The 18,178-nt window shown below is 73.1% G+C and carries 19 protein-coding genes; 5 read left to right on the top strand and 14 right to left on the bottom strand.

Annotation, left to right across the window (positions count from 1 at the left end):
* Nucleotides 1-8: 8 nt before the first annotated feature.
* Both sdhA and AC1C2W_RS04185 read left to right on the top strand, forming a co-directional pair.
* Nucleotides 9-1,844, top strand: coding sequence for a succinate dehydrogenase flavoprotein subunit (sdhA, locus tag AC1C2W_RS04190; protein WP_495412468.1), 1,836 nt, complete (start codon nucleotides 9-11; stop codon nucleotides 1,842-1,844).
* A complete protein-coding gene (locus tag AC1C2W_RS04185; protein WP_495387640.1) occupies nucleotides 1,844-2,620 on the top strand; it encodes a succinate dehydrogenase iron-sulfur subunit in 777 nt (258 codons plus the stop codon). Before sdhA ends, AC1C2W_RS04185 begins: the two co-directional genes overlap by 1 nt.
* Here AC1C2W_RS04185 and AC1C2W_RS04180 read toward each other — a convergent pair.
* The 7 genes from AC1C2W_RS04180 to sigE all read right to left on the bottom strand — a co-directional run bounded on the left by AC1C2W_RS04180 (nucleotide 2,604) and on the right by sigE (nucleotide 8,778).
* On the bottom strand, nucleotides 2,604-3,647 hold the full coding sequence (locus AC1C2W_RS04180; RefSeq protein WP_495412467.1) for a YihY/virulence factor BrkB family protein: 1,044 nt from the start codon (nucleotides 3,645-3,647) through the stop codon (nucleotides 2,604-2,606). The genes AC1C2W_RS04185 and AC1C2W_RS04180 overlap by 17 nt on opposite strands.
* Before the next feature lie 9 nt (nucleotides 3,648-3,656).
* Nucleotides 3,657-4,211, bottom strand: a complete 555-nt coding sequence (locus tag AC1C2W_RS04175) for a 2'-5' RNA ligase family protein (protein WP_495412466.1) — start codon at nucleotides 4,209-4,211, stop codon at nucleotides 3,657-3,659.
* On the bottom strand, nucleotides 4,208-5,290 hold the full coding sequence (gene trpS, locus AC1C2W_RS04170; protein ID WP_495412465.1) for a tryptophan--tRNA ligase: 1,083 nt from the start codon (nucleotides 5,288-5,290) through the stop codon (nucleotides 4,208-4,210). The genes AC1C2W_RS04175 and trpS overlap by 4 nt, the downstream gene beginning before the upstream one ends.
* 68 nt (nucleotides 5,291-5,358) lie before the next feature.
* Nucleotides 5,359-5,724, bottom strand: coding sequence for a twin-arginine translocase TatA/TatE family subunit (locus AC1C2W_RS04165; RefSeq protein WP_495387644.1), 366 nt, complete (start codon nucleotides 5,722-5,724; stop codon nucleotides 5,359-5,361).
* 74 nt (nucleotides 5,725-5,798) lie between these two features.
* Nucleotides 5,799-7,145: a S1C family serine protease gene (locus AC1C2W_RS04160; RefSeq protein ID WP_495387645.1), complete on the bottom strand. Its 1,347-nt coding sequence runs from the start codon at nucleotides 7,143-7,145 to the stop codon at nucleotides 5,799-5,801.
* Complete coding sequence (locus AC1C2W_RS04155) at nucleotides 7,142-8,128, bottom strand: zf-HC2 domain-containing protein (protein WP_495387646.1); 987 nt, start codon at nucleotides 8,126-8,128, stop codon at nucleotides 7,142-7,144. The genes AC1C2W_RS04160 and AC1C2W_RS04155 overlap by 4 nt, the downstream gene beginning before the upstream one ends.
* On the bottom strand, nucleotides 8,125-8,778 hold the full coding sequence (gene sigE / locus AC1C2W_RS04150; RefSeq protein WP_495387647.1) for an RNA polymerase sigma factor SigE: 654 nt from the start codon (nucleotides 8,776-8,778) through the stop codon (nucleotides 8,125-8,127). Before sigE ends, AC1C2W_RS04155 begins: the two co-directional genes overlap by 4 nt.
* A 193-nt stretch (nucleotides 8,779-8,971) precedes the next feature.
* On the opposite strand from sigE, the gene AC1C2W_RS04145 reads away from it, so the two are divergent.
* Nucleotides 8,972-9,541 (top strand): O-methyltransferase, encoded by a 570-nt coding sequence (locus tag AC1C2W_RS04145; RefSeq protein ID WP_495387648.1) that lies wholly within the window; start codon nucleotides 8,972-8,974, stop codon nucleotides 9,539-9,541.
* 115 nt (nucleotides 9,542-9,656) lie between these two features.
* Here AC1C2W_RS04145 and AC1C2W_RS04140 read toward each other — a convergent pair whose 3' ends face one another.
* The 4 genes from AC1C2W_RS04140 to dapE form a co-directional block, all read right to left on the bottom strand.
* Nucleotides 9,657-9,824 carry a DUF3117 domain-containing protein gene (locus AC1C2W_RS04140; RefSeq protein WP_079573043.1) on the bottom strand — a complete coding sequence of 56 codons (168 nt, stop codon included), beginning with the start codon at nucleotides 9,822-9,824 and terminating at the stop codon, nucleotides 9,657-9,659.
* 163 nt (nucleotides 9,825-9,987) lie between these two features.
* Nucleotides 9,988-10,971 carry a dihydropteroate synthase gene (locus tag AC1C2W_RS04135; protein WP_495412464.1) on the bottom strand — a complete coding sequence of 328 codons (984 nt, stop codon included), beginning with the start codon at nucleotides 10,969-10,971 and terminating at the stop codon, nucleotides 9,988-9,990.
* A 29-nt stretch (nucleotides 10,972-11,000) separates the two neighbouring features.
* Nucleotides 11,001-11,873: an LOG family protein gene (locus tag AC1C2W_RS04130; RefSeq protein ID WP_495387650.1), complete on the bottom strand. Its 873-nt coding sequence runs from the start codon at nucleotides 11,871-11,873 to the stop codon at nucleotides 11,001-11,003.
* Nucleotides 11,874-11,882: 9 nt separating this feature from the next.
* Entirely contained in the window at nucleotides 11,883-13,091 is a 1,209-nt protein-coding gene (dapE, locus tag AC1C2W_RS04125; RefSeq protein ID WP_495412463.1) for a succinyl-diaminopimelate desuccinylase, read from the bottom strand.
* Between the two features lie 30 nt (nucleotides 13,092-13,121).
* Here dapE and dapD point away from each other — a divergent pair, with 30 nt between their 5' ends.
* Together dapD and AC1C2W_RS04115 are read left to right on the top strand one after the other, a co-directional pair.
* Nucleotides 13,122-14,090 (top strand): 2,3,4,5-tetrahydropyridine-2,6-dicarboxylate N-succinyltransferase, encoded by a 969-nt coding sequence (gene dapD, locus AC1C2W_RS04120; RefSeq protein ID WP_495387652.1) that lies wholly within the window; start codon nucleotides 13,122-13,124, stop codon nucleotides 14,088-14,090.
* Between the two features lie 40 nt (nucleotides 14,091-14,130).
* Nucleotides 14,131-15,057: a hypothetical protein gene (locus tag AC1C2W_RS04115; protein WP_495387653.1), complete on the top strand. Its 927-nt coding sequence runs from the start codon at nucleotides 14,131-14,133 to the stop codon at nucleotides 15,055-15,057.
* Nucleotides 15,058-15,175: 118 nt separating this feature from the next.
* On the opposite strand, the gene AC1C2W_RS04110 is transcribed toward AC1C2W_RS04115, so the two are convergent.
* The 3 genes from AC1C2W_RS04110 to fdxA form a co-directional block, all read right to left on the bottom strand.
* Nucleotides 15,176-16,498 carry a citrate synthase gene (locus AC1C2W_RS04110; protein ID WP_495387654.1) on the bottom strand — a complete coding sequence of 441 codons (1,323 nt, stop codon included), beginning with the start codon at nucleotides 16,496-16,498 and terminating at the stop codon, nucleotides 15,176-15,178.
* A gap of 181 nt (nucleotides 16,499-16,679) precedes the next feature.
* Nucleotides 16,680-17,858: a succinyldiaminopimelate transaminase gene (dapC, locus tag AC1C2W_RS04105; protein ID WP_495412462.1), complete on the bottom strand. Its 1,179-nt coding sequence runs from the start codon at nucleotides 17,856-17,858 to the stop codon at nucleotides 16,680-16,682.
* Nucleotides 17,858-18,175, bottom strand: coding sequence for a ferredoxin (gene fdxA, locus AC1C2W_RS04100; protein ID WP_495387656.1), 318 nt, complete (start codon nucleotides 18,173-18,175; stop codon nucleotides 17,858-17,860). The genes dapC and fdxA overlap by 1 nt, the downstream gene beginning before the upstream one ends.
* Nucleotides 18,176-18,178 lie beyond the last annotated feature (3 nt).

Here is an 18,178-nt window from a genome sequence, read left to right as displayed (position 1 = left end):
CTCCCCCGATGCAGACACACCAGTACGACGTCGTCATCGTCGGCGCAGGCGGCGCCGGCATGCGTGCGGCGCTCGAGGCCTCCGGCGAGGCCCGCACCGCCGTCATCTCCAAGCTCTACCCCACCCGCTCCCACACCGGCGCCGCCCAGGGCGGCATGGCCGCGGCCCTCGCGAACGTCGAGGACGACAACTGGGAGTGGCACACCTTCGACACGGTCAAGGGCGGCGACTACCTCGTCGACCAGGACGCGGCCGAGATCCTCGCCAAGGAGGCCATCGACTCCGTCCTCGACCTCGAGAAGATGGGGCTGCCGTTCAACCGCACCCCCGAGGGCCGGATCGACCAGCGTCGCTTCGGCGGGCACACCCGCGAGCACGGGCAGGCCGCCGTGCGCCGCGCCTGCTACGCCGCGGACCGCACCGGGCACATGATCCTGCAGACGCTCTACCAGAACTGCGTGAAGCAGGACGTGGAGTTCTTCAACGAGTTCTACGTGCTCGACCTGCTCACCGACCACGACCTCACCACCGAGGAGCTGGCCGACGGCGCCGAGGTCAACGCGACCGGCGTCGTGGCCTACGACCTCGCGTCGGGCGAGATCCACGTGTTCCAGGCGAAGGCGATCATCTTCGCCACCGGCGGCGCGGGCAAGATCTTCAAGACCACGTCGAACGCGCACACCCTCACGGGCGACGGCATGGCGCTGGCCTACCGCCGCGGCCTGCCGCTGGAGGACATGGAGTTCTTCCAGTTCCACCCGACGGGCCTCGCCGGCCTGGGCATCCTGCTCTCGGAGGCCGCACGCGGCGAGGGCGCCATCCTGCGCAACTCCGAGGGCGAGCGGTTCATGGAGCGCTACGCGCCCACCATCAAGGACCTCGCGCCGCGCGACATCGTGGCCCGGTCGATGGCCAACGAGGTGCGGGAGGGCCGCGGCGCCGGCCCGAACAAGGACTACGTGCTGCTCGACCTCACGCACCTGGAGCCGGCGCACATCGACGCCAAGCTCCCGGACATCACGGAGTTCGCGCGCACCTACCTCGGCGTCGAGCCCTACACCGAGCCCGTGCCGGTGTACCCCACGGCGCACTACGCCATGGGCGGCGTGCCGACCAATGTGCAGGGCGAGGTGCTCCGCGACAGCCACACCGTCGTCAAGGGCCTCTACGCGGCCGGCGAGGTCGCGTGCGTGTCCGTGCACGGCTCCAACCGGCTCGGCACCAACTCGCTGCTCGACATCAACGTCTTCGGCAAGCGGGCCGGGCGCGCGGCGGCCGCGTACTCCAAGACGGTCCACCAGCACCGGGAGCTCCCCGAGGCACCGACCGCCCGCGTCGAGGCGCAGCTCACCGAGATGCGCGACCGGCCCGACGGCGAGCGCGTGTCCGACGTGCGCAAGGCCCTGCAGGAGACCATGGACGCGAACGCCCAGGTGTTCCGCACCGGCGACTCGCTGAACGAGGCGCTCTCGACGATCCGTGAGCTGCAGAAGCGCTACCGGAACGTCTCGGTTCAGGACAAGGGCAAGCTGTTCAACACCGACCTCCTCGAGGCCATCGAGCTGGGGTTCCTGCTCGACATCGCCGAGGTCACGGTCGTCGCGGCGATCAACCGCAAGGAGTCGCGCGGCGGGCACTACCGCGAGGACTACCCGGACCGGGACGACTCCAACTACATGCTGCACACGATGGCGTACCGCCGTCCGACGTCGGCCTCCGACGCCGCCGACGGGCACGTCACGGGCTACTTCGACCACGTCGAGGACTTCGGGGACTACAAGGTCGTCCTCGGATCCAAGCCCGTCACCCAGACGCGCTACGAGCCGATGGAGCGGAAGTACTGATGACTGCTGTTCTCGAGAACCCCGCGACCGAGTCGCTGAAGCCCGAGGTGGGCGCCATCCCCTCGTTCGAGGTCACGCTGCGCATCCGGCGCTACAACCCGGAGTCGGAGCACGGCGAGGAATCGACCTGGGACGAGTTCACGGTCACCGCGCACGGCACCGACCGCGTCCTGGACGCCCTGCACATGATCAAGTGGGAGCAGGACGGGAGCCTGACGTTCCGTCGCTCCTGCGCCCACGGCGTGTGCGGCTCCGACGCCATGCGCATCAACGGCCGCAACCGGCTCGCCTGCAAGACGCTCCTCAAGGACGTCAACCCGGACAAGCCGATCACCGTGGAGCCCATCAAGGGCCTGCCCGTGGTCAAGGACCTCGTGGTCGACATGGAGCCGTTCTTCGCCTCCTACCGCGAGATCATGCCGTTCCTCATCACCTCGGGGAACGAGCCCAGCCGCGAGCGGATCCAGTCCGCCGAGGACCGGGCCCGCTTCGACGACACCACCAAGTGCATCCTGTGCGCCGCGTGCACGTCGTCGTGCCCCGTGTTCTGGACCGACGGGCAGTACTTCGGCCCGGCGGCGATCGTCAACGCGCACCGGTTCATCTTCGACAGCCGCGACGAGGGCGCCACCCAGCGCCTGGAGATCCTCAACGACAAGGAGGGCGTGTGGCGCTGCCGCACGACCTTCAACTGCACCGAGGCCTGCCCCCGCGGCATCGAGGTGACCAAGGCGATCCAGGAGGTCAAGCGCGCGATGATCACCCGCGCGTTCTGACGCTGGGAGCCCCCCGGTCGTAGGAGCCCCGTCGTACCCCCCGTACGACGGGGCTCCACGGCCTTCCGCTGCCCTGCCCCTGTCGCACGATGCGCTCGGTCTCGAGGGCCCTGCGGCGGGCACGGAGCTCGGCCTCGGCCCGCTCCAGCTCGTCCAGGCGCGGCGGGTCGAAGATCCACGCGCAGACCATGAGCAGCACGCGGGCGACGAAGTTGACCAGCACGAGCACCGTGACGATGACGGCGAAGGACGCCAGGAGCGCGTTGCGCGCCGCGCTGCCGACGATGATCGACGTCCCCGCCCAGCGCAGGAACCCGGCGACGAGGCCGGCGACCAGGCACCCGAGGACCAGGTCCCGGGTGCGGGGCGGGTGGACCCGGGCGACCACCCGGACGAGCAGGAACACCAGGAACGCGTCGAGGACCACGCCCACGGCGACGCTCCCCAGGCTGAGGGCCCAGCCGACGAGGGCCGAGCTGCCCAGGACGTCGCGCACCTCGCCGCCCACCCATCGGGAGACGATGCTCGCGGCCGCCGATGCCAGCACCATCGCGCCCAGCAGCACGAAGCCGACCAGGGCCCACACCTTGGACCACACGGGGCTCTCCGCCGTGGTGGGCTCGTCGAACATCGTGCGCACCGAGATGCGGATCGCGCTCATGAAACCGATGGCGGAGAAGAGCAGCACCACCACCGCGACGACGGTCGCCGGGTTCAGGGCGTGCGAGAGGACGAGGTTCTCGGGCGCCAGGGCGCCCTCTTTGCCGCCCGTCGCGATCAGCCCCGGGATCCAGGTGTCGATCTGCTCGAACACCGCCGCCTGGAGCTCGGGGCGGCTACCGAGCGCGGCGGAGAAGACGCTGAACCCGATCGTCAGCCCGGCGAAGAGCGAGAACAGCGCCGTGTACGCGATGCCGCCGCACAGCAGCGCACCCCGGCGGGCGCCGTACCACGAGAGCGCCCGGGATAGCCGCGTGTCGTTCCACCACTCCATCAGGGCCTTGACCCGGTCGACGGCTGCGCTCACAGGCCGACCCTAGGAAGCCGAGGACGCCCCCGCGAGCCGGAACCAGCGGTGGGGACGCCACACGCCGTCGTCGCCGTGCTCGTACTGCCAGAGCCGGTCGACCTCGAAGACCCCGTCGAAGTCGGCCATCTCGTCGAAGGCCCGGTCCAGGAAGGCGTCGGCCACCTCGTGCGCCACCGTGACGTGCGGGTGGTAGTTGAAGCGCAGGTCCTGTGCCAGCACCCCCGACCGGGCGGCCATCTCCAGCTGCTCGCACTCCGCGATGCCCTCGGCGAGCGAGACGAACACGACGGGCGAGACGGGGCGGAACGTGCCGGCACCGCGCAGGTGCACGCGGAACGGGGGCGTCTCTGCGGCCACCTTCTCGAGGTGCTCGGACACCGCGTCCAGCACCGACACGTCGACGACGGTAGGGCCGATCACCGTGATGTGCGGCGGGATGGCGTGCGCGAGCGGGTCGCCGAGCCGGGCGCGCGCGTCCTGGAGCCGGCTCCCGAACGGCTCGGGCACCGCGATGGCGACGCCGATCCGCACCTGGGAAGGGCCGCGTTCGGGAAGGTTCACCGAGCGCCTCGCGGCAGCAGCCCGAACCGGTCGTAGACCCGGCCGAGCACCGGTCGGGCGATCTCCCGCGCCCGCTCGGCGCCGTCGGCGAGCACCTTGTCGAGCTGGGCCGGGTCCGACAGGTAGGTCTGGGCCCGGGCCTGGAAGGGCTCGAGGAAGGCGACGACCGCGTCCGCCAGGTCCGCCTTGAGGTAGCCGTAGCCGCGGCCGTCGTACTCGGCCGCGATCTCGTCCACGCCGCGACCCGTGACCGCCGAGAAGATGGTCAGCAGGTTGGAGATGCCCGGCTTGGCCGCGGGGTCGTAGCGCACCCCATAGGTCTCGTCGGCGTCCGTGACGGCGGACTTGATCGCCTTGACCGCCTTCTTCGGGTCCTCGAGCAGCCAGACGACGCCCTTGCCGCCGGCGTTCGACTTGCTCATCTTGGCCGTGGGCTCCTGGAGGTCCTGGATCTTGGCCACGGCCTTGACGATGTGCGCCTCGGGGACCACGGCGGTGCCCTCGCCGAAGCGGGCGTTGAGCCGCTGGGCCAGGTCGCGGGTGAGCTCCAGGTGCTGGCGCTGGTCCTCGCCCACCGGCACCAGGTCGGTGTCGTAGAGCAGGATGTCTGCCGCCATGAGCACCGGGTAGGTGAACAGGCCCACCGTGGTGCCCTCGGCCCCCTGCTTCGCCGACTTGTCCTTGAACTGCGTCATCCGGCCTGCCTCGCCGAACCCGGTCTGGCAGCTCAGTACCCAGGCCAGCTCGGCGTGCTCCGCGACGTGGGACTGCACGAAGAGGATCGACCGCCCCGGGTCGATGCCCCCCGCGAGGTACTGCGCGGCCGTGCGGCGCGTGCGCTCGCGCAGCGCGGCCGGATCCGGGCCCACGGTCAGGGCGTGCAGGTCGACGACGCAGTAGAGCGCCTCGTGGTCCTCCTGGAGCGCCACCCACTGGGCCAGGGCTCCCAGGTAGTTCCCGAGGTGCAGCGAACCGTCGGTCGGCTGCATACCGGAGAAGATGCGAGGCAGTCCCTGTGGGGCGGTCCCGCGCTCGAGGGAACCGTGTTCGAGAGAACCGGGGGTGGCGACGTCGGACATGGCGTCCATTGTGGCAGGTCGGCGGGGCACCTCGGAAACCACGTCGGGGGCGGTCCCGATGGGTGGGATCAGGTGGCCTCGTCGTCGAACGGTGCCGGGGCGGCCGACCTCGCGGCGTCGCCCGTGGCGGACGTCGGGGCAGCGGCGGGCGCGGCGGCCCTCGGGGTCGGCGCCGACTCGTCGTCGTCGAGGAGCGCCTCCCGCACGATCCGGCGCGGGTCGTACTGGCGCGGGTCGAGCTTGGACCAGTCCACGTCCTTGAACTCCGGGCCGAGCTCGGTGTCCACCCGCTCCTTCGCGTCGCGCAGCAGGCCCCGGCCACGCTTCACGAGCGAGGCGAGCTGGGCGGCGTAACCGGGGAGGCGCTCGGGCCCGATGAGCAGGACGGCAAGCACCACGATGATGATGAGCTCACCGCCGTTGATGTCCAACACGGCAGCAGCCTAACGGTCGGAGGGGGACGGACGGACCCGGCGGGGTGGACTCGCGGCGGACCTGCGTCGCCGCGTCACCCGCTCTCCTTCTCCTGCAGCACCACGCGCACGTCCCGCTCGTCGCCGTCGTCGCGCACGCGCAGCGTCACGGCGTCGCCGGGCTGCCGCGCGCGGATCGCCACGATCAGCTCGTCGCTCCGCGCGACCGGCCGCCCGTCGATCGTGAGGATCACGTCGCCCGGCCGGATCCCGGCGCGGTCGGCGGGGCCGTCCGGCGTCACGGCCGGCTGGCCCTGCTGGGCATCGCTGGAGACCTGCACGCCCTCGCCGGTGTACGACGTGTCGATCAGGGCCCCGATGACGGGGTACGTGGCGTGCCCCGACTCGATCAGCTGCTCCGCGGTGTGCCGCGCCTGGGCGGCGGGGATCGCGAACCCGAGGCCGATGCTGCCCGTCGCGGCGGCGGCACCGGGCGGTTGCGCGATCGCCGAGTTGATGCCCACCACCTCGCCGTCCGCGTCGACCAGCGGGCCGCCGGAGTTGCCGGGGTTGATCGCGGCGTCCGTCTGGATCGCGTCGATGAACGCGGTCGCCGCGGCGCCGCCCGTCTCGTCCCCGGCCTGCACGGGCCGGTGCAGGGCGCTCACGATCCCCGTCGTCACCGTGGAGTCCAGGCCCAGGGGCGCGCCGACCGCGAGCACCGGGTCGCCCACCACGACCTCGTCGGAGTCGCCGAGGACGAGCGGCACGAGGCCCTTCTCGTCCACCTTGATGACGGCGAGGTCGTAGTCGGCCGTGCGGCCGACCACCTCCGCGTCCCGCTCCCGGCCGTCCGCGAACGTCACCACGGCGTTGTCGTCGGCGCCGGTCGCCCCGGCCACGACGTGGTTGTTGGTGAGGATGTAGCCGTCCGCACGCAGCACGAAGCCCGAGCCCGTGGCGACCCCGTCCGCGCCCGCGACCTGGATCGAGACGACGCTCGGCAGGACGTCGGCGGCCAGCGCGGCCACCGAGCCCGCGGGGCGCTCCCCCGCTGTCTCCGCCGTGCCCTGGCGTGCTGCGGCCGGCTCGGGGAGCGCCGCGTCGGCCGGACGGCCGTCGGCGAGCGCGTCCGAGAGCCGGTCGCCGGCGAACCCGCCCACCGCACCCGCGAGCAGGGCGACCACGACGACGGCCGCCGTCCGCGGGCGGCGGCGGCGCGGCGCGTCTCGCGCCGCCACCGGGAGCGGGTCGGTCGCCGTCGCGCCCGTGCCCGAGGGCTGGGGCATGGGCACCGCGAGCGTCGGGAGCGTCGGGTAAGGCGACGCGGGCAGGGTGAGATGCGGCGCCGGCTCGGGGTCCCGTGCGGGCGGCTCGGGTGCACGCTCGGGCGGCTCGGGCGGCGCGAACAGGTCGTCGGCGGGGTCGGGAGGCGTGGTCATCGTCGCCAGAGGGCTCCTGTCATGGTCGTCCATCCGCGCGAGATCTCACGCAGCACGCCCGTGCCGTCGCCCTCGGCGGAAACCGGGAACGCTGCGACGAGCTCGGCGAGCACGTCGGCCGGCACGTCGGCGGCGACGTCGATCGCGGTGTCCCCGGCTTGCCAGGCGACGTGCCACGGCTCGGTCGAGAGCACGCGCAGGTCGTGGCCGTCGACGTCCAGGGCGCCGGGGCCCTCCACGCCGGCGCCGCCGACGTCGGCGAGACGTCCCTGCCGCTGGCACACGACGGCAGCGCCGTCCGGTCCGGTGAGATCCAGCTCCACGGACGCGGCGTCAGCGCCGTCGCCGGTCTGGCACGTCCCGGTCCGCAGCGCCGTGACCTCGTACCCCGCGGGCAGCGACGTCGGCGCCTCCCAGCCGTGCTCCTGCAACCAGGCGAGGGACTCGGCGGTCGTCTCCCCGGCGACGGTCACGTCACCCACGGTCGTCTCCGCTCCCGCCAGCAGTGTGAGCGCAGCGGCCCTCGACGGGTCCGGGCTGACCACCGGCGCCTGCCCGAGGACGAAGAGCGCCATGCCGAGCACCCCGACGCCGCCGGCGCCCACGGCGACCAGACGACGGGTGCGATGGCGGCGCCTCGAGCCGAGATCGCCGGTCAGCGCGGGTTCCCAGGCGGCCGGACGCTCCCACGCGCTGGAGCGGCCCGGGTCGCGCAGCGGGTCCCCCGCCGTGGACGGGATCGACGCCGACAGCGCCAGCAGGCGGTCGGTGAGTGCCGGGTCCGGGGCCACGTCGCAGGCGGCGGCGAGCGCGCGGTGCGCGGCTCGTGCGGCGTCGAGCTCGGCCGCGCACCGCGCGCAGCGCGCCACGTGGGCGAGCGCCCGCTCCGTGGTCGCCGCGTCGAGCTGGCCGTCGGCGAGGTCGCTCACCCAGGTCCCGAGATGGCTCGCGCCGAGGTGACCCGAGCCGAAGAACCCCGTCACGACCCGGCCCTGCCGCTCGCGCCTCGCGCCGTCACCTCCGCGCGACGGTGCTCCAGCGCGTCTCGGAGCTGCGCGCGAGCCCGGTGGATGCGGGAGCGGACCGTGCCGAGCTTGATCCCCAGGGTCACGGCGATCTCCTCGTAGCTGAGCCCCTCGATGTCGCACAGCACGACGGCGGCGCGGTACTCGGGCCGCAGCGCGTCGAGCGCCGCCTGCACGTCGTTGTCGAGGTTGGCGTGCTCGAAACCGCGCTCGGGCCGGCTGTGGTCCTCCGGCGCTGCGACCCGCGCGGCGTCGTCGCCCATGGCCTCCATGCGGATGCGCTTGCGCCGTCGGACCTGGTCGAGGAAGAGGTTGGTCGTGATGCGGTGCAGCCAGCCCTCGAACGTGCCCGGGGTGTAGCTGGACAAGGAACGGAAGACGCGCAGGAACGTCTCCTGCGTCAGGTCCTCGGCGTCCTGCCGGTTGCCGCTCAGGCGGTACGCCAGCCGGTAGACCCGTGCGGAATGCTCGCGGACGATCGCGTCCCAGGTCGGAGGCGTCCACGGTGCCTGGTCCTGCGATCCTTCCCCGGTGTCCGAGGTCGTCGCAGCGCCGGGCGGCGCGGGCGCCACTGGCGCGGCGTGCACGGGAGCAGGGTTCTTCGTCATCACACCCATCGTCCCACGGCAACGTCCAGGCACGCCGGGTCGTTCCCGCGTACGATCACCGCAGCATCACGACGCCGGCCGTCCGCCGGCGACCCGCCGTGGAGGACCCACTATCAGCACCGACGTCGACGCCCGCAGCGGTCGTACCGCCGCCTGGGCCTACAGCGAGGCCTTCGTCCCCGAGGACGACGTCTTGCTGCGCGCCCGTGAGCGCGCCGCCGAGCTGGGGTGCCAGGCAGCGTCCCCCGGCACGGGTGCCCTGCTGCAGGTCGTGGCCGCCGCGCTCGGCGCACGTGCCGTCGTCGAGGTCGGCACAGGCACCGGCGTGGCCGCCCTCTGGATGCTGCGCGGCATGCCCGACGACGGTGTGCTCACGACGATCGACCCGGAGCTGGAGCACCAGCGCGCCGCGAAGCGGGCGTTCGCCGAGGCAGGGCTGGCGCCCGCCCGCACGCGTGCGATCCCGGGCCGCCCCGCCGACGTCCTGCCGCGACTCACCGACGGGGCGTACGACCTGGTGCTCGTCGGCGCGGAACCCCACGCGTACCCGGAGTACGTCGAGGCCGGGCTGAGGCTGCTGCGACCGGGCGGGGTCCTCGCCGTCGACGGGGCGCTGCACGGTGGCCGGGTGCCCGATCCGGCGCGGCGGGACGAGGCGACCACCGTGGTGCGCGACGTCGGGCGGTCGCTGCGGGCGGACGAGCGGGTGCTGTCCGCGCTCGCCCCGTCCGGTGACGGGCTGCTGCTCGCCGTGCGGCGCTAGCGACCTTCGTACGCACACGCATGAGCGCGGGACGGACGACCCGCCCCGCGCTCACATGATCAGTCCCGGCGGGCCGCGGCTTCCGGGATCCTCCCGGCCGCGGGCCCGGTCGTCGTCAGGAGACGACGGCCTGGAGTGCCTCGCCCAGCTCGGTTGCCTCGGTGGCGTTCAGCTCCACGACCAGACGGCCGCCACCCTCGAGCGGGACCCTCATGACGATGCCGCGCCCTTCCTTGGTGACCTCCAGCGGCCCGTCGCCCGTCCGCGGCTTCATCGCAGCCATCTGTGGCTCTCCATTCCGTTGTCTGGTTCCTCGACCTGACCTCGTTCCCGGCGTCCGCCGGTCGGCGGGGCGGGTTGAGGCGCGCCTCACCATTCTAGGTCAGAACCGGACCATCACTTCCACACCCCGGACGTCAGCGGTCGACAGGCGAGACTGTCGGGCGTCAGGCCAGCCCACGGACCGCGGCCTGCGGCGGGACCTCGTCGCGGACGGCCGCGACCAGGTCCAGGACGCGCCGGGTGGCACGCACGTCGTGCGCCCGGAAGACGCTCGCGCCCATCCACGCGGCGAGGGCCGTGGCGGCCAGCGTCCCCTCCAGTCGTTCGTCCGGCCCGAGCCCCAGGGTCTCCCCCACGAAGTCCTTGCGGCTCAGCGCCATCAGCAGCGGGAAGCCCAGCTCGGCGAGCGCCTCGGTGCGGCGCAGGAGGTGCAGCGAGTGCCAGGTGTTCTTTCCGAAGTCGTGCGTCGGGTCCACCAACACCGACCGCGGCGGCACTCCGCACGCGACCGCGCGCTCGGCCGCTGCCCGCAGGGTCGCCACGACATCGTCCACGACCCCGTCCCGCGGGTCGGTGTCGTGGCTCGTGTCGTGGCTCGTGTCGTGGCTCGTGTCGTGGCTCGTGTCGTGGCCCCTGCCGGGGTACTCGACCCGATACGGGTCGGTGCGCGGCACCGCCCCGCCCGTGTGCGAGCACACCACGCCGACGCCGGCCGCCCCGGCGACCTCGACCAGGGCCGGGTCGTGCCCGGCCCACGTGTCGTTGACCAGATCGGCGCCCGCAGCGACAGCCTCGCGGGCCACACCCGAGCGCCACGTGTCGACGGAGACCATCAGGTCGGGGATCTGCTCGCGCACCCGCGCGACGAACGGGACCACCCGCGCGATCTCGGCAGCCTCGTCGACCTCGGGACCCACGCCGGCGCGCACCCCTCCGACGTCGAGGATCTGCGCACCGTCCGCCCACGCCCGGTGCGCCGCGTCGAGCGCGGCGCCGTCGTCGGACAGCCGCGCCGGGGCGTAGAACGAGTCGGTGGTGCGGTTGACGATCGCCATCACCACCGGCCGCAGCGCGCCGTCCGGACCACCACCGTCCGCACGGCCGACCTCGCGGCCGCGGAGCACCAGCGAGGTCCCGGCGGCGGGCACGCCCGCGGTCCCTCCGGTGCCCGGTTCGCTCACGAGCCGTCGGCCGAGGCGCTCGCCGCGTCCTGCTGGTCCTCCACGAGCTCGTCCAGGGCCTCGCGCTCGGACGCCGCCAGCGCCCGGCCGCGCTCGATCACGTAGCTGACGGCGTCGGCGGGCGAGTCGGTCAGGTGGAGCAGGTCGAGGTCGGCCGGTGCGATCATGCCCCGGTCCGCGACCGCCCCGCGCAGCCATTCGAGCAGCCCGCCCCAGTAGTCCGTGCCCACCAGGACGATCGGGAACTCCGTCACCTTGTGCGTCTGCACGAGCGTCAACGCCTCGAACAGCTCGTCGAACGTGCCGAACCCGCCCGGCAGCACGATGAAGCCCTGCGCGTACTTGACGAACATGGTCTTGCGCGCGAAGAAGTAGCGGAAGTTCACGCCGAGGTTCACGTACTCGTTCATGCCCTGCTCGAACGGCAGCTCGATGCCGAGCCCGATCGACGTGCCGTCCGCCTTCTGCGCACCGGCGTTGGCGGCCTCCATGATCCCCGGCCCGCCCCCGGTCATCACGGCGTACCCCTCCTCGGCGAGGAGCCGTCCGACCTCCACGGCCTGCGCGTAGTCCGGGTGGTCGGGCTGCGTGCGCGCGGAGCCGAACACGGACACGGCCGCCCCGACCTCGGCCAGGGCGCCGAAGCCCTCGACGAACTCCGACTGGATCCGCATGACGCGCCACGGGTCGGAGTGCACCCAGTCGGGGTCCCCCCCGCTCGAGAGCAGCCGCTGGTCGGTGGTCTGGGCAGGGATCTGGGTGCCCCGCAGCAGCACGGGGCCCTTGCGGTAGCCCTTGCCCTTCTGCGGCACCCCGTCGTCTCCGCGGCCGGTACCTGGGCTGCCCTGTGAGGTCGTCGCTCGCGTCATGCCTCGAGCCTAAGCGCCCTGCGCCGTCGCCGTTGTCCCCGCCGCCGCGCCCTCGCCCAGCAGCCAGGAGCGGAGGGCGTCGCGGCCCACCGCGAGCCGGGCGACGGGCAGGCGCTCGTCGTCCTTGTGCGCCAGCACCGGGTCGCCCGGGCCGAAGTTCACCGCCGGGACACCGAGCTCCGCGAACCGCGCCACGTCCGTCCATCCGTACTTCGGTCGCGGCTCGCCACCGGTGGCTGCGACCACTGCCGCGACGAAGTCCGCCGCCAGCGGGGCGTCCAGGCCCGGGCGCGCACCGCCGGCGGCGTCCGTCACGACGACGTCGTACCCGTCGAAGAGCTCCCGCACATGCGCCTCCGCCGCCACGACCCCCTGCGACGGGGCGAAGCGGTAGTTCACGGTGACGGTGCACGCGTCGGGCACGACGTTGCCCGCGATGCCTCCGGAGATGCCGACCGCGCTCATGCTCTCGCGGTAGACCAGCCCGTCGACCTCGACCTGGCGCGCCTCGTAGGCGGCGAGGCGCGCAAGCACCGGCGCCGCGGCGTGGATCGCGTTGACCCCCGCCCACGCCCGCGCCGAGTGGGAGGCCACCCCGGTGGTGCGGACCTCCGCGCGCAGCGTCCCGTTGCAGCCGCCCTCGATCCCGTTGTTGCTCGACTCCCCGAGGATCGCGAAGTCGCCCGCGAGCGCCCCGGGGTGGTGCCGCACGAGCCGGCCGAGCCCGCTCAGCGACGCCTCGACCTCTTCGTGGTCGTAGAACACGTAGGTGAGGTCGACGACGGGCTCGCGGCCCGGGCGCCCGAGCTCGACCGCGAGGGCGAGCATGATCGCCACCCCGCCCTTCATGTCCACCGTGCCGCGGCCCCACATCTCGACCTGGCCGTCCGGCGTCGTCTCGAGCCGCGTGGGCAGGTTCGGCGGGACCGTCAGCGGCACGGTATCGAGGTGCCCGGCCAGCACCACGCGGCGGTCACGACCCAGGCGCGTCCGCGCGACCAGCGCGTCGCCGTCCCGCAGCACGTCCAGGTGCGGCTGCGCGCGCAGCACCCGCTCGACGGAGTCCGCGAGGGCCGCCTCGTCGCCCGAGACCGACGGCACGTCGCAGATCGCGGCGAGCAGGTCCACCAGGTCGGACGACGCGACCGCAGCCGGGTCGAGGTGGGGGGCGAGATCGACGGCGGGCGGCGCGGGATGGTCCGTAGTCACGCCCACCATCGTGGCAGACGCGCAGATAGGCTGGCCCGCATGACGACGCCTGCTGCATCGCGCCCCGCCTGGGGCCTCGGACTCGCCACGGTCGCCGACGACGGCACGACGCTCGACGTCTGGTACCCCTCCCCCGTCCTCGGCGCACCGCCGGAGTCCGACGTCGACATCCCCGCCGAGCTCGACGCGCTGACGGAGCGCGACGACTCCCGCCGGGTGGACGTCGCCGTGGTGCTCACGGTGATCGACCTCGACGCCGCGCCCCAGGACACCGCGGACGCGTACCTGCGCCTGCACCTGCTGTCGCACCGCCTCGTCCAGCCGCACGGCCTCAACCTCGACGGCCTGTTCGGCGTGCTGACCAACGTGGTGTGGACCTCGCACGGGCCCTGCGCGGTCGAGGGCTTCGAGGCGACGCGCCTGCGGCTGCGGGCGGACACCGGGCGGGCGGTGACCGTGTACGGCATCGACAAGTTCCCGCGGATGGTCGACTACGTGGTGCCCGCGGGCGTGCGCGTCGCCGACGCCGACCGCGTGCGCCTGGGCGCCCACCTCGCGGCGGGCACCACCGTGATGCACGAGGGTTTCGTGAACTTCAACGCCGGCACGCTCGGCGCGTCCATGATCGAGGGCCGCGTCTCCGCCGGGGTGGTCGTGGGCGACGGCTCCGACGTGGGCGGCGGCGCGTCGATCATGGGCACGCTGTCCGGTGGCGGCAAGGAGGTCATCGCCCTGGGCGAGCGGTCCCTGCTGGGCGCGAACGCCGGCCTCGGCATCCCGCTGGGCGACGACTGCGTGGTCGAGGCCGGGCTCTACCTCACGGCCGGCACCAAGGTGACCGTGCTCGGCGAGATGGGCGCCGACGGCGACCCGCTGGTCGCCAAGGCCCGCGACCTGGCCGGCCGCGACAACCTGCTCTTCCGTCGCAACTCCCGCACCGGCACCGTCGAGGTGCTCGAGCGCGGCGGCGTCGGCATCGAGCTCAACGCCGCACTGCACGCCAACTGAGCCCGTCCGCGCTGCACCGACCGAGCCCGGGGAACCACCGATGAATACCCGTCCGGCGCCGAGCCGCCACCGGCGCGCGCGACGCACGGCGGGAGCTCTCGCCGTCGTGCTCGTCGTGGGCGCCGCCGCGACCACCGGCGTCGTGTGGTTCCTCGATCGAATCGACACGCCCGAGCCCGAACGGTGCGCCGCCGAGCTCGATGGCACCGGGTGGTACTTCACGCCGGTGCAGGCGGAGAACGCCGCGCTGGTCGTCGGGACGTCGGTGCAGCGCGGGTTGCCCGGCCGGGCAGCGACGATCGCGCTCGCTACGGCCCTGCAGGAGTCGAGGCTCGTCAATATCGACTACGGCGACCGGGACTCCCTCGGCCTGTTCCAGCAACGTCCCTCGCAGGACTGGGGGACGCCCGACGAGATCATGGACCCGGTGTACTCCACGGGCGCGTTCTACGACGGCCTGGTCGAGGTGAAGGACTACGAGTCGCTCGAGGTCACGGTGGCCGCCCAGGCCGTGCAGCGCTCCGCGTTCCCCGAGGCCTACGCCCAGCACGAGGCGCGCTCGCGCGCCTGGGCCTCCGCCCTCACCGGCCACTCTCCCGGCGCCGTGACCTGCACGCTGCCTCCGACCGACGAGGACGACGCCCCCACCGGCGACGACGCCCGCGCTGCCCTCGCCGAGCGCGCTGCCCGCGACCTGGGCCTGCCCGCCGGCGCCCTGCGCGATGTCGAGGTGGACGACGACCGCGCCGCCGTCCGCCTCGACGCCACCGCCGTGGCGCTCCAAGCAGACATCGCCACCTGGGCTGTCGCCCACTGGGCCGTCGCGACCGCGTCGGTCACCGGCGCCGAGGAGGTCCGCGCCGGGGCGCGCTCCTGGTCCCGCGAGACCGGCGACTGGGCCGTCGGCGACGACGACGCCGACCGCCAGCCCGACGGCCAGGTCACCGTGCTCCTCCCCGTGGACTAGCGCCTCCGCAACTGGAGCCGCACTACCTCGCGAAGTTCGGACTACCTCGCGCGATCTCGGACTACCTCGCGGAGTTTCGCACTACCTCGCGGAGCTTCGCACTACCTCGGCGAGGGGTTCAGCGGGCCTCGAGCGGCACGTACGCGCGCTCGGTCGGGCCGGTGTAGATCTGGCGCGGGCGCCCGATCTTGGTCTGCGGGTCGGTCATCATCTCGCGCCACTGGGCGATCCAACCAGGCATGCGCCCCAGGGCGAACAGCGGCGTGAACATGGCCGGGGAGAACCCCATGGCCTTGTAGATGAGGCCGGTGTAGAAGTCGACGTTCGGGTAGAGCTTGCGCTCCACGAAGTAGTCGTCGCCCAGCGCGATCTCCTCGAGCCCGCGGGCGATATCGAGGAGCTCGTCCTTGGCGCCGAGCCGGTCGAGCACGGCGTCAGCGTGCTTCTTGACGATCGCCGCGCGCGGGTCGTAGCTCTTGTAGACCCGGTGCCCGAAGCCCATGAGCCGGACACCGGCCTCCTTGTTCTTGACCTTCTTCATGAAGGTCTCGACGGAGTCGTCGCCGCTGCGGATGCTCTCGAGCATCGTGAGGACCGCCTCGTTGGCGCCACCGTGCGACGGGCCCGACAGCGCGTTGATACCCGCCGAGACGGACGCGTACAGCGTCGCGTTCGACGAGCCGACGATGCGCACGGTGGACGTCGAGCAGTTCTGCTCGTGGTCGGCGTGCAGGATGAGCAGCTTGTCCAGCGCGGACACGAGCACCGGGTCGGACTCCCACTGCTCGTAGGGCCGCGAGAACGTCATGCGCAGGAAGTCGTCCACGTAGCCGCGGGCGTAGTCCGGGTACATGAGCGGCTCGTCGCGCGTGGCGCGGTGCAGGTACGACGTGATCGTCCGGATCTTGGCCAGGATGAGCACCGTGGCGAGCTCGACCGCGTCCGGGTCGTGCGGGTCCAGGGACTCCGGGTAGTACGTGGCCAGCGCGTTCACGGCCGACGCGAGGATCGACATCGGGTGGCCGCCGCGCGGGAACGACGAGAGGAAGGCGCGGAATCCCTCGGGCACCAGGGTGTGCCGGTTGACCCGCTCCTCGAACGACGCGAGCTCGGACGGCGACGGCAGCTCGCCGTGGATGAGCAGGTACGCGACCTCGAGGAACGTCGAGGAGTCGGCGAGCTGCTCGATCGGGTACCCGCGGTAGCGCAGGATGCCCTGGTCCCCGTCGATGTAGGTGATCTCGGACTCGCACGACGCAGTGTTGGTGAAGCCGGGGTCGACCGTGACCAACCCGGTGTCCCTGAGCAGGGACGACACGACGATGCCGTCGTTGCCCTCGGTGGCGGGGACGACGGGCAGCTGCCGGGCGGTGCCGTCGACGGCGAGCTCGACCGTGGCGGCGGTGCCCCTGGTGCCGGCGGCAGGCGTGGTAGACGTCATGACTTCCTTCCGTGACGGGCTCGACGGGTCCCTGCGAGGGGTTCCGGAAAGCGCGTGACTCGTGGCTCGGAGGCGGGCGGCCCGGGGTACGCCGGCCGTGGCGTCCTCCAGGGCGACCTCGGCCTGCGGTCGAACCTACCCCCGAACACCAAGGTGATCCAATCCCCGACCAATCATCCAGTCACGGAGATGTGATGCGCACCACAGCCTGGGCCACGGAATCGTCGGGGGCAGTGAGCGCGACACGCACGTGCCGCTCCCCCGCCGAGCCGTAGAACTCGCCCGGGCCGACGAGGATGCCGCGCCCGGCGAACCAGGCCGCCAGCTCGCGCGAGGACGCGCCGGCCGCCGGCGAGCCTGGCGCGGCCGAGCCGCTCGTCGACTCCCCGGCGGGCCGGGCCCACAGGTAGAGGCCCGCCTCGGAGCCGTCGACCGTGAAGCCCGCGGCGGCCAGAGCCCCGGCCAGCGCCGTGCGCCGGCGCCGGTAGACCTCGCGCTGGCCGGCCACGTGCGCGTCGTCCCCGAGGGCGGCGGTCATCGCGGCCTGCACGGGGGCGGGCACGATCATGCCGAGGTGCTTGCGGGTGGCGAGCAGCCCGGCGACGAGGGCCGGGTCGCCCGCGACGAAGGCGGCGCGGTACCCGGCGACGTTGGACTGCTTGGACAACGAGTACGCCACCAGCAGGCCGTCGTGGCTGCCGCCCGTGACGCGCGGGTCGAGCAGGCTCGGCACCCGGGACACCCCGCCCTCGCCGACCCAGGCGTCCGCCCAGGGCAGCTCGGCGTAGCACTCGTCGCCCGCCACTACGGCGCCGATCTCCCGCGCGGCCTCCACGACGCGACGCAGGTGCGCCACGTCGGCGACCTCGCCTGTCGGGTTGCCCGGCGAGTTGACCCAGACCAGGCGGACGTCCGTGCGGCCCGCCCACTCCTCGACGTCGTCCGTGGCCAGAGGGGTCGCCCCGGCGAGGCGCGCCCCGACGTCGTACGTGGGATACGCGATGGCGGGGTGCACGACGACGTCGCCGGGGCCCAGGCGCAGCAGCGACGGGAGCAGGCCCACGAGCTCCTTGGAACCCACCGTGGGCAGGACGGCCGCGGGGTCGAGGCCCGGGACGCCGCGGCGCCGGGCGAACCAGTCCACGACCGCCTCCCGCAGCGCGGGCGTGCCGTGCGTCGTCGGGTAGCCGTGGGCGTCCGACGCGGCAGCGAGCGCCTCGCGCACCACCGGCGGCGTCGGGTCGACCGGCGTGCCGATCGACAGGTCGACGACGCCGTCCGGGTGGGCGCGCGCGGTCGCGCGCACGTCCTCGAGCGTGTCCCAGGGGTAGGGCAGCGAGCCGAGGTCGGCGAACCCCATCAGGCCTGGGGCGGCAGGGCGGCGATCATGGGGTCGTCCTTCTCGATGACGCCCATCTTGGCGGCGCCGCCCGGCGAGCCCAGGTCGTCGAAGAACTCCACGTTGGCGCGGTAGTAGTCCTTCCACTGGTCGGGCACGTCGTCCTCGTAGTAGATGGCCTCCACCGGGCACACCGGCTCGCACGCACCGCAGTCGACGCACTCGTCCGGGTGGATGTAGAGCGACCGCGAGCCCTCGTAGATGCAGTCCACGGGACACTCCTCGATGCACGCCCGGTCCTTGACGTCGACGCACGGCTGAGCGATCACGTAGGTCACTGC

The organism is Isoptericola sp. Y581 (assembly GCF_059445475.1).
This window is presented reverse-complemented; position numbering and strand designations above follow the sequence as displayed.

Coding starts and splice junctions, on each gene's coding strand:
- AC1C2W_RS04130 (WP_495387650.1), bottom strand. CDS start 11,873: ATGACGCGAGCGACGACCTCACAGGGCAGCCCAGGTACCGGCCGCGGA.
- sdhA (WP_495412468.1), top strand. CDS start 9: ATGCAGACACACCAGTACGACGTCGTCATCGTCGGCGCAGGCGGCGCC.
- dapE (WP_495412463.1), bottom strand. CDS start 13,091: ATGGTGGGCGTGACTACGGACCATCCCGCGCCGCCCGCCGTCGATCTC.
- dapC (WP_495412462.1), bottom strand. CDS start 17,858: ATGGGGTTCGCCGACCTCGGCTCGCTGCCCTACCCCTGGGACACGCTC.
- dapD (WP_495387652.1), top strand. CDS start 13,122: ATGACGACGCCTGCTGCATCGCGCCCCGCCTGGGGCCTCGGACTCGCC.
- AC1C2W_RS04115 (WP_495387653.1), top strand. CDS start 14,131: ATGAATACCCGTCCGGCGCCGAGCCGCCACCGGCGCGCGCGACGCACG.
- AC1C2W_RS04160 (WP_495387645.1), bottom strand. CDS start 7,145: ATGACCACGCCTCCCGACCCCGCCGACGACCTGTTCGCGCCGCCCGAG.
- trpS (WP_495412465.1), bottom strand. CDS start 5,290: ATGTCCGACGTCGCCACCCCCGGTTCTCTCGAACACGGTTCCCTCGAG.
- AC1C2W_RS04140 (WP_079573043.1), bottom strand. CDS start 9,824: ATGGCTGCGATGAAGCCGCGGACGGGCGACGGGCCGCTGGAGGTCACC.
- AC1C2W_RS04185 (WP_495387640.1), top strand. CDS start 1,844: ATGACTGCTGTTCTCGAGAACCCCGCGACCGAGTCGCTGAAGCCCGAG.
- sigE (WP_495387647.1), bottom strand. CDS start 8,778: ATGACGAAGAACCCTGCTCCCGTGCACGCCGCGCCAGTGGCGCCCGCG.
- AC1C2W_RS04110 (WP_495387654.1), bottom strand. CDS start 16,498: ATGACGTCTACCACGCCTGCCGCCGGCACCAGGGGCACCGCCGCCACG.